Genomic DNA, 14,900 nt, shown 5'->3' with positions numbered 1-14,900 from the left:
TACCATGAAAACCCTCATCCAATCACTCGCATTAGCCCTTACGTTAGGTTTCGTTAGCACTGCCGCTTCATTTGCGGAAACGAACCCAGGTGGCCGTCAGGCTGCTGTTGCTACGTACAAAACGGGTATTTACACATCAATCGATGGTAAACTAAACATCGCTCTCGATAAAGCAACCGGCGGTGCTGTCGACATTTGCCTGAAAAATCCAGATGGTTCGATCGCCTTCAACAAACACCTCGGCAAAGGCGAAAGCAAATCGCGTATCCGACTGAATTTGAGCGATTTACCTGATGGTGTATACAAAGTAGAGATTACCAATGGCGTTGATGTTACGAGTCAAAGCGTGACGTTATCCACGCAAAAACCAACAACACCCAGTCGTCTGGTTGCCATAAATTAACGGTTTGCACCTGATTCCCAGTAAAAATCCCCGCCTATCCGACAGGCGGGGATTTTTCTTTTTATGTAGTAAACGTAATGTGGGTGGAAACCTGCGAAGGCACAAATATCCGGGTTGAAATTCTTTCGCGGGTTTCCACCCGCGCTACTCGCAGACTTAGAATACACCCGGCCGACCAACCAACAGGCGGCTGATGGGCCGGTAATCGGTAAACTCAATATCGGGAGCGACGTACCCCCGTTTTATGGGTTCCTCTTTCACGAGGTCAGTACTGAGGTATTTTTTATTACTGTCGCACAGGATGGTCACCACGCGAGCCGCCGAGCCCATTTCGCGCTGAAGATTGATGGCTCCAATCAGGTTGGCGCCCGACGAAATACCAACGGCTACGCCCAGTTGAAGCGCTAGCTTCTGAGCCACCAGAATCGAATCCCCATCACTGGCCTGCACAACCCGATCCAGTTCGTTCAGCTTAAGAATGTCCGGAATAAATTCGTCAAAAAAGCCCTGGATCCGGTGTGTTCCGTTTTTATAACCTACCGACAGCGTGGGCGATTCGGCGGGTTCGAGCGGGTGGATGCGAATATCGGGCTTGCGGGATTTGAGGTATCGACCAACACCCATCACCGTACCACCCGTACCAACACCCGCCACGAACGCATCGGGCGTAATATCAACGCTTTGTAGTTGTAGCCAGATCTCCTTGCCCGTCGTCAGCCGGTGGGACTCGGCGTTGTATTGATTAGCAAACTGGCGGGGCAGAAAAACACGCGGATTCGCAGCGGCCATGTCTTCCGACCGACGGATTGCCCCCATAAATCCACCTTCCTCCTTCGTGAACAGGATGATGTCAGCCCCCAGGCTTCGGATAATGTCGATTCGCTCCTGACTGATTCCCGCGGGCATGATGATCGTGACGGGATGGCCCAACGCCCGACCCACTGCCGAAAAAGCAATGCCCGAACTACCACTGGTGGCTTCGACAATACGATCGCCGGGTTGTATGTGACCCTGCCGGTATGCCTGGTGCAGTACATGCAACGCCATCCGGTCTTTCATACTACCGGTCAGGTTATAATGCTCACACTTGACGTATAGCGAACGCGGTAGCCCCTGATCCGTGTAAAATAACTCCAGCATCGGAGTGTTGCCAACCAAATGCCATAGGTGTTCAAACTTTTCCTGAATCGCCGGTTTAATGCCACTCTCGATGGGTGTATTCATGAGTATTGCTGGAAAGCACTGATGATCAGCACTGTATTTCGGTACTGTCGGTCATGAGGCAGCGACAACGAAGTTATTCGTGGGATACGATACCTCATCTCGCCCCAATGTATCGGTAAGATAAGCAGGACTAAGTAATCATTTTTACGAAAGGGCCGCAAAATTCAGATTATGAGCTATTATTCGGCAATGGACTAAGTATATTTAACAACCTTTTAATTAACGATCTATCGATTTTAGCGGGCAGGCGTTGTTACTTTGCTGAGTTCTCTCTTTGATCGAATGCTGGTAAAAAGAATACTATATTGCCTGCTGTGCCTTAGTTCTGTAAGTCTGGAAGCCGTGTCCCAAACACCCATCACCTTACGGCAGGCACTGCAACAAGTTCGCACGAATAGTCCCGCCCTACGGGTTGAGCGACTGAACATTAATGCGGCTCAAGCGGACCAGACAACGGCTAATTTACGGCCAAACCCAGTTCTAAATAACCAAACGCTGATTCAGTTGACCCCGACTCCCGGAGCGGAAGCGGTAGGACCTTTTGGTCGGCAACGACGGCAGTTCTGGCTTCAGGCAACCAAAGAGTTCGACATTCATAACAAGCGCCTGTACCGGAATCGCTTTGCCGAAGCCAATACTGCCCTAGCGACCCGGAGCGTTGACGAAACGGAACGTACGTTACTGTTCGATGTTGCCAATCGGTTTCTGGATGCGTGGTATGCCCGAATTCAGCTTGCCTTGCTGCAACGTGCCAAAGCAAACGTTGATACGCTGGTTCAGTTGAACAGGGTACGCCTGAAAAATCTGGTCATCAGCAATACCGACCTGATGCGTACGCAGCTCATTTCTGACCAGTATGCTATTCAGACGCGTACGGCACAGCAGGACCTTAACAACCGGTTAGCGGAACTACGGCTCGCGCTGGCAACGACCGACAGCATCACCGTCGCCATGAACGATTCGGTTATCAGTGCCACCGTCTTTAACCCGCTCGGTTTTTACCCAACTGTGAAAGCCAGTGCCGATAGTCTGCTTCGGCTGGCATCGGCAACCCGCGCCGACGTGAAAGTCGCGGAGGCCAATCTCGAAACGGCCCGTCGCAATGTGGATTTGCAGCAGGTGCTGGCCAAACCCCGCAACGAAGCGGGCTTCATCTGGAACCCACAAAATGCGATCCCGTATGCCGGTGTTTTTCTAACCCTCGAACTACCTGTTTATAGTCGAAATCAGGGTGAAATCCAGAAATCCCGCATTTTGCAGGAGCAGGCCGGACAAGCAGCTGCGCTGGTACAAGCCCGTATACGCTCTGAAGTCGAAACGGCCTACCAGTCGTTACTAACCAGCCGCCAGAACGTCGACCGGTTCACCGCGATCCGGCGCGACGCCGATCAGGTACTGGCTTCGGTGCGGTACGCGTATCTGCGGGGTGCCACAACGCTCATCGATCTCCTTCAGGCGCAAACAGCGTGGTTCGACACACAAACGGCCTATTACCAGAACCTGTATATCTACCGACAGAACTATGTTCGCCTGCTGTATGCAACGGGTGAGATCAACACATACTAACCATGAAACTGTATCCCATCCTTGTCGTCCTTACGATTCTGACCATTGGTTGTAAAGACAAACCAAAGCCGGTCGTTAAGTCGATACCCCGCCCTACCGTGAGCAACGATGGCAATCGCATAACGTTTCCGGATACGGTCATGATGCGCTCGTTTACGACCGAACCGGCTCATTCGGAAGTAATCCGCACTGATTTTTCGGCACCGGGACACGTAGCCGCCATGGTGTTGAAGTCTACGGAAAACCCAGCCGAGCGGCTCGTCTTATTCGACGAACCCAGTTTGTCCGAAAACTACACGGCTATTTTGCAGCATCGGATCAATATCCAGACCGAGCGCGGTAATCTGGGCCGGGTAAAGGATTTACAGGCCCACGGAGCCGCATCGGGCAAAGAAGTCATCGAGGCTCAAACACAACTGGCCAATGAACAGGCAGCCATTATTTCGGACGAAGCCACACTCAAACTGGCTGGTTTCGACCCCGAAGAATTACGACGGGCGCGGCCAAACACGATTCTGGTCGTTTGCGAAATACCGGAAAATCAGTTTGGTATGATCAAAAAGGGCTTACCCTGTACCCTTAATTTCACGTCGTTCCCCAACGAGCGGTTTGTTGGGCGGATCGATAATGTCAATGACTACGTGGACAATACAACACGTCAGATCAAACTACGCATTTCAGTGCCGAATCCCGATGGTCGGCTCAAAGCAGGCATGTTTGCTACGGTTGGGTTTGGCGTTACCGAAGGAAAGTTCATGACCGTTTCGCGGGATGCAGTGGTGACGGTGCAGGGTCGCGATTATGTCTTTGTCAAGACCGGACCGCAAGCCATTGAACGCCGGGAACTGCAACTCGGTCAGCAACGACAGGATCGGGTGGTCGTGCTTGGCGGCTTGCGCGAGAACGAGCCGGTCACGGTGGTCAATACGCTGCAATTGAAAGGCTTAAGTTTCGGGTATTGATCAGATTAGGCAGGGCCAGCCGCTGGGTTGGCCCGTGTCAGAACCTTATGATTGGCCAACCCAGCGGCTGGCCCTGCCTACCTAAATGATTCAGAAATTAATTACATTCTCCCTCAGAAATCGCTGGGTCGTTGTCGGGCTGGCGGTCGCTGTTATGGGACTGGGTTTGTGGTGTTTCAAACTGCTGAAGATTGAAGCCTACCCCGACATTGCCGATACGAACGTTATCATCATCGCTAAATACGATGGCCGCGCAGCCGAAGAGGTCGAGCAGCAGGTAACGATCCCAATCGAGCGGGTACTGAACAATGTGCCGCACGTTACGGACCGACGTTCCCGGACCATTTTCGGGCTGTCGGTCGTTCAACTGAACTTCGACGAAACCGTAACGGACTATTTTGCCCGGCAGCAGGTTATCGAGCGGTTGAGTGGAGCGCAGCTTCCTGATGGCGTCGAACCGGAACTGGCCCCGCTGACCACGGCGGTGGGTGAAATCTACCGCTATGTCATTGAAGCGCCGGCCAGCATGACGCCCATGCAGTTGCGTGATTTGCAGGACTGGACCATCATTCCTCAACTGTTGCAGGTGCCGGGTCTGGCCGATGTTACGACCTTCGGTGGACCGATCAAACAGTATCAGGTGATTCCTGATCCGGCCAAACTGCGCAAATACAGCCTGACCCTGCAGGAAGTGATCGAAGCCGTTCAGAAGAACAACCAGAACACGGGCGGCAATATCATTGCCCGAGGTGGTCAGGGGTTTGCGGTACGTGGGTTGGGCGCGCTCAAATCGCCGGAAGACATCCAGAACATCGTCCTGAAAACCAATGAGGGCGTACCGGTTCTCGTCCGCGATGTGGCCAGCGTTGAAATCAACCCGCCAGCGCCATCGGGTATTCTGGGCTACCGGATTCCCGACGAAGGACTCGACGTGATCGGTGCCACCGAAGGCATCGTGCTACTGCGACGGGGCGAAAATCCGAGTGAAGTGCTGGAGCTGCTCAAAGAGAAAATTGCTGATCTCGAAGCGCGGGAATTACCCAAAGGCGTTCATTTACGTATTCTCTATGACCGGGGGTTCCTGATCGACCATTCGCTCGAAACGGTTGCGCACACCCTCATCGAAGGTATTTCGATCGTTGTGATTCTTCTCGTGCTGTTTCTGGGCAGTTTGCGGGCGGCTCTGGTGGTTACGGTTACGATTCCGTTCTCGCTGCTCTTTGCGTTCATTCTGATGAAGCTGGTGGGCATTCCGGCAAACTTGCTGTCGCTGGGTGCGATTGATTTTGGGATCATTGTCGATGGGGCCAGCGTAATGGCCGAACACCTCATCCGACGCTACCGATCATCCGGACCAGGCGATCGAAATAAAGGCATCGTAACGGTTACGGCCCTATCGGCGGGGGAAGTAGCCCGGGAGATTTTCTTCTCGGTTACGATCATCGTGCTGGCCTACATGCCCATTCTGCTCATGCAGCGGGTCGAAGGCAAGCTGTTCAGCCCGATGGCGCTGACGTTATCGTTTGCAGTAATTGGTTCGCTGCTGTGCGCCCTCACGGTTATACCCGTGCTGATCTCGTTTGCCTTCCGGAAAGCACTGGCACCCGATGGAAAACCGCTGAAAGAGCACAAAAATTTCCTGCTATCTCCGCTGGAAAAAGGCTATCAGTGGCTGTTACAATCGACATTGCTCAAAGCCCCGAAACTGGTCGTCGGTGTTGGGTTGACGGTCGTGCTGGTCATGATCGGATTCGGCCTGAAGCTCGGCACCGAGTTTTTGCCGGAGCTCGACGAAGGGTCCATTTTCATGCGGGCGTTCATGCCGTCGGGGATTACCATTCAGGAAAACGCCAAGATCGCGCCCAAAATCCGCGACATTATTGCCAAATATAAACCCGTTAGTTTCGTCATTACCCAATCGGGCCGCAACGACGATGGCACCGACCCGTTCCCGTCCGATCGTACCGAAATTCTGGTTGGCTTAAAGGATTACAGCACCTGGTCGGATAGCATCTCGAAGAAAGAAATTGTCAGCTCGGTGCAAAATGAGTTGCAGGAAGCCTTTCCGGGTGCCTTCTTTTCATCGGGTCAGCCGATTATCGATCAGGTCATGGAGATCGTAACGGGTAGCGCAGCCGATCTGGCTATTTCGGTCGTCGGTAACGATCTGACAGTTATGCGCGCCAAAGCCGATAGCATTGCCGCCCTGGTACGGGGCATGAATGGCGCCGTGTCCGTAAATATCGAGCAGGAAGGGCCGCAGGATCAACTGGCGATCAAGATCAATCGTCCGGCTGCTGCCCGGTACGGCATCAACGTATCGGAGATCGAGAACATGATCGAAGCGGCCATTGGCGGCAAAGCTATCGGCACTATCTACGACGAAGCCAAACGCTACGATATTGTTGTACGGTTCACGCCCGAAAGTCGGGGCAGTATCGACGCCATCCGGCTGCTGCAAGTTCCTTCGGCTACGGGAGCGCTGATCCCGATGAACGAGCTGGCCGATATTCGGTATGTGCAGGGCCAGACCAATATTTACCGCATCAACGGCAAGCGGATGGTCACCGTCCGGACCAATATCCGCGGACGGGACCAGGGCGGTTTCGTAAAAGAAATCAGCCAGAAGGTTGAGCAGCACGTCAAGATTCCAGAAGGGTACAGCGTCATCTACGGCGGTCAATACGAGAATTTGGAACGAGCGGGCGGTCAATTGAGTATCTCAATCCCGCTGACGATCGTTGTTGTGTTCTTATTTCTCTTTATGCTCTATGGTAATGTGCGTGATACGTTGCTCACCCTGACCTGCCTGCTGTTTGCGCTGGCAGGTGGTATTGGTGCGCTGTTATTGCGGGGCTATAACTTCAACGTGTCGGCGGGGGTTGGCTTCGTATCGATTTTCGGTATTTCCGTTATGGCGGGCGTATTGCTGGTTTCAGCCTTGAATCGCAATTTGATGGGTAGCACCAAGCCCTTACTGGAAGTCACCATCGAAACGGCGCAGGAACAGTTTCGAGCGATCATGGCCATTATGGTCGTCGCCATCATCGGCCTTGTGCCAGCCGCGATTTCGAGCGGTATCGGCTCAGACGTACAGCGTCCGCTTGCTACGGTGATCATCGGGGGCCTAACCACAACACTCTTTTTTACACCGCTTATTATCCCCCCTCTTTTCTACCTGGTGTATCGTCGGCGGCCCCGGCCCACTCCACTGGATTCAGCCGGCAAACACATTCCCGAACCAATCGAGGAAGGAACGGAGCTGTAGGTAATACATAGAAAGCACAAACCATTAACAACGGATTACCCTCTAGCCCAAATACTCTGTTTAAAGTAACAGGATTTGGGCTTTATTTTTGCGCTTTCCGGGCAAAATCAGCGAGCGACGACTGGGTCTTTCCGATCGAACACGGGTAAACTCACGGCAAACTTGATTAATCGATTTCCAGCCTACTCTGCGACTATAGCCCTTGACAGAATGGAACTATAGTACCTTTTATGCGATTATTGCTTACTTAAAACACAGAAAAACAACGGCCAAACCTGCTAAAAACAGGTGATCGTTCTCCGCAAAAACTGTGTAAAATTTTATTTTTGAAGAAATACGCATAAACTGAGCGTTTATACGACACTAGCCAACATACCTAAATGACTAAAGCGCGACCAAGTCATTTACGTCTACTCAACAAATGACTACGACAATATTACCAATACAAAAATAGACAAACAAAATAAATACCCTATTTTCCGTTTATGGGCACAATAGATTTTGTGTTATTTTATGACAATTTCTGACCGGCTTTTCTGGTACAAAATTTGATTATTTCAACAGCAGACCGCTTTACCAATGGTCTCATCAGCACTTGGATAAGTCAAAAGCGAGGCATCTGATAAGAGGAATCGTACCAAACTGACAAGGCTACGGGCTGTTGTGGTCAACGTTTAACGTAAACTAGCTCCTGCTCTAAGTAATCAATCCCGCGTAAGCAGGTAGACTTCAGCGTGTTCTGAACGATCTTAATTGTCATTTTAATGAACTTAGTAACGCATTAAGGTATTAAATTTGTTTAACCGACGTATTACAGATGACCCTTTCTAATCAAGTACCAACACACTACCCAATACAACTAATGAAGACACGTACGACAGGGTTGACAGTTCAGGAACTGGCTCGCTATTTAGGTAGCCGGGTTCAGGTCGACAGCCCGGACGCCCAAAGCCGGAATGCTAAACTCGTAACCGTGGACATTGCCAACGACGAAGTGAAGGTCTGCTACGACGGTAGTCGCATTGAACACGAACTGTCTCCCGAACTAATTCGTCCCGTACTTCGCAAGCTGGTAACGATTACGGACGAAGAAGCACGTACCTGTTTCAAAGAAGCCTATTCATGGGAGGAAGAAGTTGCTGTTACAGTAACGCGGGGGAACGATTATATTGAGCTATTTGCGGATCCTATTACGCTGATTATCACGTCGAGAGGAGTTATTGCATCCAGTAAAGACAGCGGCTACCGGGTCGGGCCCGCGCGTATCAATGCCCGTGCTATACTAAACTACCTGGATCTTCAGGGTTTTGACCTTGATGGATTGATCGAAGCTGGCCTTGCCATCGATGATGAAACAGCCGCCGTATAGTTGCTCGGCACCCGGCAGTAAATTGAAGAAGCCGTCCGCGAAATGCCTGTAAGCTTTATCTTTGTATACTGGAAGTCCTGGACTCCAGCATGAAGTTAGTTACTCACGCTTTCGCAGTTGATATACAGCACGTTACTCCTGTATGTCGGCACGCGCCAAAACGCTATTGCCAGCCATGAAAATCTTATTACCCATTTTTATCCTGTTATCGCTTACGGTTGTGGCTCAGGTCAAGCTACCAACCAATGAGACCGGACAGGTTCAGTATCAGGAATTAGTACGTCTGCCTGATGCGACCCGGCCAGCCCGACAGATCAGCAGCGAAGCCCGTTTATGGCTCCAACAGCAGTTTCCGAACGAAAGCGATGCGGAACAGCAGTTCGATCAGGAAAACAATATACTGTTTGTCAAATCGGCCTTCCGAATTAGTGAGCAACTGATCCGGTATACGCTCACGATCGAATCTAAATTCGGGCGTTACCGCGCTACCATCACCGATCTGATTACGGAAAGCAAAGGTCTTTCGCTACCCGTTCGACCAACAAGTCCAACCGCCGAAGAAATGAGTCGGGCGTCTGACAAGGCGGCTAAAAGTGCGGAGGTTGTCAAGCAGGCCGTTACGCAACAAGCTGATTTATATCGGCAGTTGGACAAAGAATGCCGTGCTATGCTGGCAAGTCTGAACGAATACATGAAGTCGCGCCCGGCAAGAAAAACGGAGTAGCCAGCTCGTCGCTTACCGGTGCCGTTCCACGCCCACCTGCTCACACCAGTCCAGCACCGGGCAGGTTGAACAGCGAGGCAGCGTACCCGTACAGATGTGCTTACCGAAGGGCATAAGTAAGCGATTGATATTGACCCATTGATCGTGGGGAACCAACGCTTCCAGCGCTTTCAATGTTTGCTCCGGCTGTTTGGTTCGTACGTACCCCCACCGGTTTACGACCCGATGAACGTGCACATCGACGCTGATCGCGGCCTGTCCAGTAGCAACACCCAGGGTCAGATTGGCGCATTTCGGTCCCACGCCTTTCAGTGACGTCAGCGTGGCAAAATCGGCGGGCAACTGACCACCAAATTCATTGATAACCCGGTCGGCAATGCCATGCATGGTGTAGGCTTTCTGTTCTGGATAGGTCGTACCAAACAGCAAGTCGGTCAGCGTCGGCATGTCGAGCGCCAACAGTTGTTCGGGTGTTCGGGCCACTTCGAACAGGCGTAATGAGACCGGTATCGTCGTTTCATCGAGCGTACGAATGGATATGATACAGGAGATTAGCTGCTCAAATACAGTGTTGTAGCCCCGTTCGGCCAGGTCGAACATGGCCGCTTTCGGATACGACCGAACGGCTTCTTCGATTCGCGTTAAGGCAACATTAAGATCAAAGTCGGGTTTCATAGACAGGAAACCCGAAACGGATCGTCAGGGTTTTTATACCTTTATAATGGCCATTTCCACCCGCCGGTTTTCGGGCCGCTCTTTCAGGCTTTTGTTCTTATTAATAGGACGTGAGGGGCCATAGCCTACCGTGTCGATCCGGCCCGCACTAATGCCTTTCGCAACCAGATAACGCTTTACTTCGTTGACCCGATTCCGGGACAGTTCGACGTTGGCGTCAAAATCACCAACGGTATCAGTATGCCCTTCCAGTCGGATCGTCATGGTCGGATTTTCCTGCATGACAATGGCGAGCCGGTCCAGTTCGGGGTACGATTCGGGCTTCAGATCAAACTCCGATGCGTTGAAGTAGATGTTCTTTAGCGTGATCGTGGCACCCGCCACAATAGGCACCAGATCGAAATCGAGGTTGACGTTCGTGCGGTTCGTCGCTAATGTATCGCTCTTGGTGAAGTACCCTTTTGCCGAAGCCGTGATGACGTATACACCACGCCGATCAACCGGTATGGTATAAGCACCCGTGGCCCGATTACTGCGAACCGAATCAATTCGACCATCGCCCGCTGATTCGGCTGCGGATATCAGTCGGTAACTAACCGTTGCCGCCATCAACCCTTTTGTTTTTGCATCGCGCGTCACTCCATTAATCGCCACGCTCGACGGGGTTGCTTGCGGTTGAGGCTGCGTCGTCGGAGGTGTCGAATTCGGAACTCCAGCCCCCGGTGTTCCAGCTCCTGGCGTAGTACGAGGCTGATAGCGCGGTTGCTGCACTCTGGGCTGAACCGGCACTTTAGGCTTCTGCTGCGAATAGGTTTTTTTCAGCGGATTGATGATGTGCACTCCCCAGAAATTGAAGCAGACGTAGCCACCGCCGTCTCTACACTCAAACAGATCGAACGTCGTATAACCCGGATCGACTCGCTCAAAATAGGCGACAAAATCAACCCGTTCGCCGGGAGCAACGGGGCGACGGGTTTCAGCCGGTATATTTTCGGCCCGGATCAGTTTGTACGAACGTTCGCCCTCGTTCACATATAGACGCGCCGTTGGCTGAAAGCCGATGTTACTGGTATTGGGACTTTCCAGCTGCCTACCCCGACCATTCGGCAGTGGGACCGAGAAAGGCCACCCCCGGTTTGATGACCGACGCTCGCTGGATTCAAATTTCATGTATATGATCGTGTACTGCGCCGTCAGCTCAACGCGCTGAATCGTTACATCGCGGTCGTTTACGTCATCGACGCGTGGGGACTCGGTTGCGTACTGCACCTGCGCCCGCAGCCCTGATGTGGTCAGTAGCAGAACGAAGAACAGAAATATTAGGCGGTTCATAAGTGTTGTTTTGAGGGAGTTGCTCCTTGATAAACGTTTGACTAGGTCGAGTAGTTTATGGTTTAATTTTTCAAGTCCGGAATATATCCCCTGAACAATTTATATAAACAAAACAAGATATATTTATTTTATACCATTATTTCCCAATAAGACATATTTTATTCTATAGAATAACCAATTCTCCGATCAATATTTTGATTCTTTATCTATACCTATTCTTCATTATGTGAGTTTTCTTCTATTAATCACCATTTCATTGTACTTTTACAATTCTTTTCACCTTTCATTTTTAGTAACATGAGTAAACTCTTACTACTTAGCTGCCTGCTACTCGTTACAGTTTGGGGGAGTTATGCACAGGGGCAGGCCGTTTCGGGTAAGGTCACGTCATCCGACGATGGTGCCGGTCTACCAGGCGTATCAATTAGTGTCAAGGGCCGGTCGCAGGGGACCTTGACGGATGCATCGGGCAACTACCGTCTATCGGTTGATGGCGATGTCACACTCGTTTATAGCTTCATTGGCTTCACAACCATCGAAGAACGTGTCAATAACCGGTCGGTGATCAACGTACAGCTGAAGTCAGATGTGCGGAATCTGAATGAGATTGTTGTTACGGGCTACGGCCAGCAGATCAAGCGCGACCTGACGGGCAATATTGCCAAAGTAAAAGCAAGCGACATTCAGGATCAGCCCGTTACTACCTTTGATCAGGCCCTTCAGGGAAAAGCCGCTGGCGTTCAGATCAATGCTGGTTCGGGTAAGCTGGGTCAGGGCATTCAGGTGCGCGTGCGGGGTCAATCGTCGGTATCAGCCTCCAACCAGCCGCTCTACATTGTCGATGGCACACCCGTTACCACCGATAATTTGAGTTTCAACAGTGCATCTACGAACCCACTGGCCGATATAAACCCGCAGGATATTGAGTCGGTCGATATTTTAAAGGATGCATCAGCCGGTGCTATTTATGGGGCGCGGGCGGCAAACGGTGTTGTACTGATCACGACCAAGCGCGGAAAAGCCGGTCGGACCAACATCAATTTTGGTGCGCAGTACGGATCGAGCAAACCCACTAAAAAGCTTCAATTCCTGAACACCGAGCAGTACGTCAATTTTTACAACCAGGCCGCGGCCAATGCTGACCGTCTCGATGGGTTTGACCCCAGCGATCCTGCTTCCAATTCGTCCTACATGAAAAGCTTCTACGAAACGCAGGGGCTGGGCACGTATGGAACAGCCAATCAGGCAAGCACCAACTGGGGGGATCTGGCGTATCAGGATGCCCCGTACCAGCAATACGATTTGAACATAAACGGCGGTAACGAGAAAACGACGTTCTATCTGTCGGGTCAGTTACTGGATCAAAAAGGTATTCTGATCGGCAACGCACTGCAACGCTATTCGGGTCGTCTGAACCTCGACCATCAAGTGTCGGATCGCTTCCGCGCAGGCTTCAACATTGGCCTGACCCGTACATTCAATCAGCGTCTTTCGGCGGATAATCAGTTCGATAATCCAATGCAGATGGTCGCGCTTCCACCAATGACGCCTGCTACGGACCCGACCACGGGCCTTCCGGTCGGAACTCCGCCTGGCGATCTGAGCATCCCGGTTTATTACAACCCGTTGATCAACCAGGGCAATGCCTATTTCAACACGACTGTTTACCGGAATATCAGCAACGTATACGGTCAGTTACAGATTGCCAAAGGGCTCAGTTTCCGCACCGAATTTGGTCTGGACGTGCTGAATCAGCAGGAAGAGCTGTACTACAACAGTAAAACGCAACGCAACTTCAGCGCTCCGCAGGGTATTGGTCAGAATCGCTTTGTGCGCGTCGAGAACTACACAACCAACAACTTCTTCTCGTATGCCACCCTCTTCGGTAAACACGCCGTCGATGCTACGCTGGGGATGTCGTATCAGCAGTCGCAGCAGAAAACGAATTTCACCGAAGGCCGGGACTTTCCATCGGATGCGTATCGCCAGATCATCAGTGCGGCCCGCAAAACGGATGGTAGCTCAACCCAAACCGACTTCCGCTTCCTGTCGTACTTTGCGCGGGCTAACTACAAATTTTCGGACCGGTATCTGCTGGGTGTAAGTGCCCGTATCGATGGCTCGTCACGCTTCGGTCGTAACAGCCGGTACGGTTTTTTCCCGGCGGTCTCTGCAGGCTGGGTATTGTCGGAAGAAGGTTTCCTAAAGAATAACAATACCATCAGCTTTCTGAAGCTCCGGTCAAGTTATGGGCGTACGGGTAACGCTGAAATCCTGAACTTCCCGCAATTGGGTCTGTTCACAGGTGATGCCAGCTACGGTACACTACCGGGTCAGCGACCATCGCAACTCGCCAATCCAGACCTGAAATGGGAAACTACCGACCAGTTCGATATTGGTATCGATTTTGGCATTCTCAACAACCGCATCAACGGCGAAATCGACTACTACAACAAACAAACGTCTGGGTTGCTGCTAAACGTGAACGTGCCGGGCACCACCGGTTTTTCGACACAGTTCAGAAACGTTGGTAGTCTGGAAAACAAAGGGTTCGAGTTTGTGCTAAACACGGAAAACCTCACCGGTGCGTTCCGCTGGACAACGAGCTTCAACGCAGCCGCGAACCGGAACAAGATCACTAATCTACAAGGGCAAATCATCGAAGGCGGTATCAATGCCATGAGCCGAGCCGTTGAAGGACAGCCACTTGGCGCATTTTTTACGCAGGAATACGCGGGCGTCGATCCGGCCAATGGCAATGCGCTTTGGTATAAGAATTCGACGAACACCGATGGCTCGCTGGATCGCTCGACGACGAGTACATACAGCCAGGCCCAGCGCGTCGTAGTTGGCAGTCCACTACCGAAATGGACGGGTGGCATCACCAACACGTTCAGCTACAAGGGAATTACCCTAAGCGTATTGTTCAACGGGGTGTTTGGCAACAAGCTCAATTTCTACGGCGTGGGTCGCTACTCATCAGCAAATGGCCGTTTTGAAGATAATCAGACCGTCGATCAGTTGGCCGCCTGGACCCCACAGAATACAAACACGAACATCCCGGAAGCCCGGCTGTATTATAACAACGGTGCCCAGTCGTCGAGCCGCTTCATCTACGATGGAACGTTTGTCCGGCTACGCACGGCTACCTTGTCGTACAACTTGCCCAAAACGCTAATCAACCGTCTGAAACTGAATACGGTTCGCTTTTTCGTAACGGGTCAGAACCTGCTCACCTTCACGGGCTACAAAGGCTGGGACCCCGAGGTGAATGCCGATTACATTGTTTCGAACATTGCGCAGGGTTATGATTTCTACACGGCTCCACAGGCGCGGACGATCACCGGCGGCATCAACATCGGTTTCTAACCCAGACA

The 14,900-nt window shown here is 51.7% G+C and carries 10 protein-coding genes; 7 read left to right on the top strand and 3 right to left on the bottom strand.

Annotation, left to right across the window (positions count from 1 at the left end; translation table 11 throughout):
• The first annotated feature begins 4 nt into the window (after positions 1 to 4).
• Entirely contained in the window at positions 5 to 403 is a 399-nt protein-coding gene (locus GK091_RS20075) for a hypothetical protein (protein WP_164041670.1), read from the top strand.
• Between the two features lie 156 nt (positions 404 to 559).
• On the opposite strand, the gene GK091_RS20070 is transcribed toward GK091_RS20075, so the two are convergent.
• On the bottom strand, positions 560 to 1,627 hold the full coding sequence (locus GK091_RS20070; protein ID WP_164041669.1) for a PLP-dependent cysteine synthase family protein: 1,068 nt from the start codon (positions 1,625 to 1,627) through the stop codon (positions 560 to 562).
• Positions 1,628 to 1,909: 282 nt separating this feature from the next.
• On the opposite strand from GK091_RS20070, the gene GK091_RS20065 reads away from it, so the two are divergent.
• From GK091_RS20065 to GK091_RS20045, 5 genes are all read left to right on the top strand, one after another.
• Positions 1,910 to 3,193, top strand: coding sequence for a TolC family protein (locus GK091_RS20065; RefSeq protein WP_164041668.1), 1,284 nt, complete (start codon positions 1,910 to 1,912; stop codon positions 3,191 to 3,193).
• A gap of 2 nt (positions 3,194 to 3,195) precedes the next feature.
• The gene (locus GK091_RS20060) at positions 3,196 to 4,155 is read left to right on the top strand and encodes an efflux RND transporter periplasmic adaptor subunit (protein ID WP_164041667.1); all 960 of its coding nucleotides are present in this window, start codon (positions 3,196 to 3,198) and stop codon (positions 4,153 to 4,155) included.
• An 85-nt stretch (positions 4,156 to 4,240) separates the two neighbouring features.
• Positions 4,241 to 7,423, top strand: coding sequence for an efflux RND transporter permease subunit (locus GK091_RS20055; RefSeq protein WP_164041666.1), 3,183 nt, complete (start codon positions 4,241 to 4,243; stop codon positions 7,421 to 7,423).
• A gap of 862 nt (positions 7,424 to 8,285) precedes the next feature.
• Positions 8,286 to 8,792 (top strand): hypothetical protein, encoded by a 507-nt coding sequence (locus GK091_RS20050; RefSeq protein WP_164041665.1) that lies wholly within the window; start codon positions 8,286 to 8,288, stop codon positions 8,790 to 8,792.
• A gap of 175 nt (positions 8,793 to 8,967) precedes the next feature.
• Positions 8,968 to 9,516: a DUF4468 domain-containing protein gene (locus GK091_RS20045; protein ID WP_164041664.1), complete on the top strand. Its 549-nt coding sequence runs from the start codon at positions 8,968 to 8,970 to the stop codon at positions 9,514 to 9,516.
• A 12-nt stretch (positions 9,517 to 9,528) separates the two neighbouring features.
• Here the strand turns inward: GK091_RS20045 and GK091_RS20040 are convergent, their stop codons facing one another.
• Together GK091_RS20040 and GK091_RS20035 are read right to left on the bottom strand one after the other, a co-directional pair.
• Complete coding sequence (locus GK091_RS20040) at positions 9,529 to 10,191, bottom strand: endonuclease III domain-containing protein (protein ID WP_164041663.1); 663 nt, start codon at positions 10,189 to 10,191, stop codon at positions 9,529 to 9,531.
• Positions 10,192 to 10,224: 33 nt separating this feature from the next.
• A complete protein-coding gene (locus tag GK091_RS20035; protein WP_164041662.1) occupies positions 10,225 to 11,523 on the bottom strand; it encodes an OmpA family protein in 1,299 nt (432 codons plus the stop codon).
• Positions 11,524 to 11,820: 297 nt separating this feature from the next.
• Between GK091_RS20035 and GK091_RS20030 the strand changes: the two genes are divergently transcribed.
• Positions 11,821 to 14,892, top strand: a complete 3,072-nt coding sequence (locus GK091_RS20030) for a SusC/RagA family TonB-linked outer membrane protein (RefSeq protein WP_164041661.1) — start codon at positions 11,821 to 11,823, stop codon at positions 14,890 to 14,892.
• Positions 14,893 to 14,900: the final 8 nt, after the last annotated feature.

Source organism: Spirosoma agri (assembly GCF_010747415.1).
GTDB classification, from domain to species: domain Bacteria; phylum Bacteroidota; class Bacteroidia; order Cytophagales; family Spirosomataceae; genus Spirosoma; species Spirosoma agri.
Note: the sequence above shows the minus strand (reverse complement) of the source record. Positions and strands in the feature narration are given on the sequence as shown.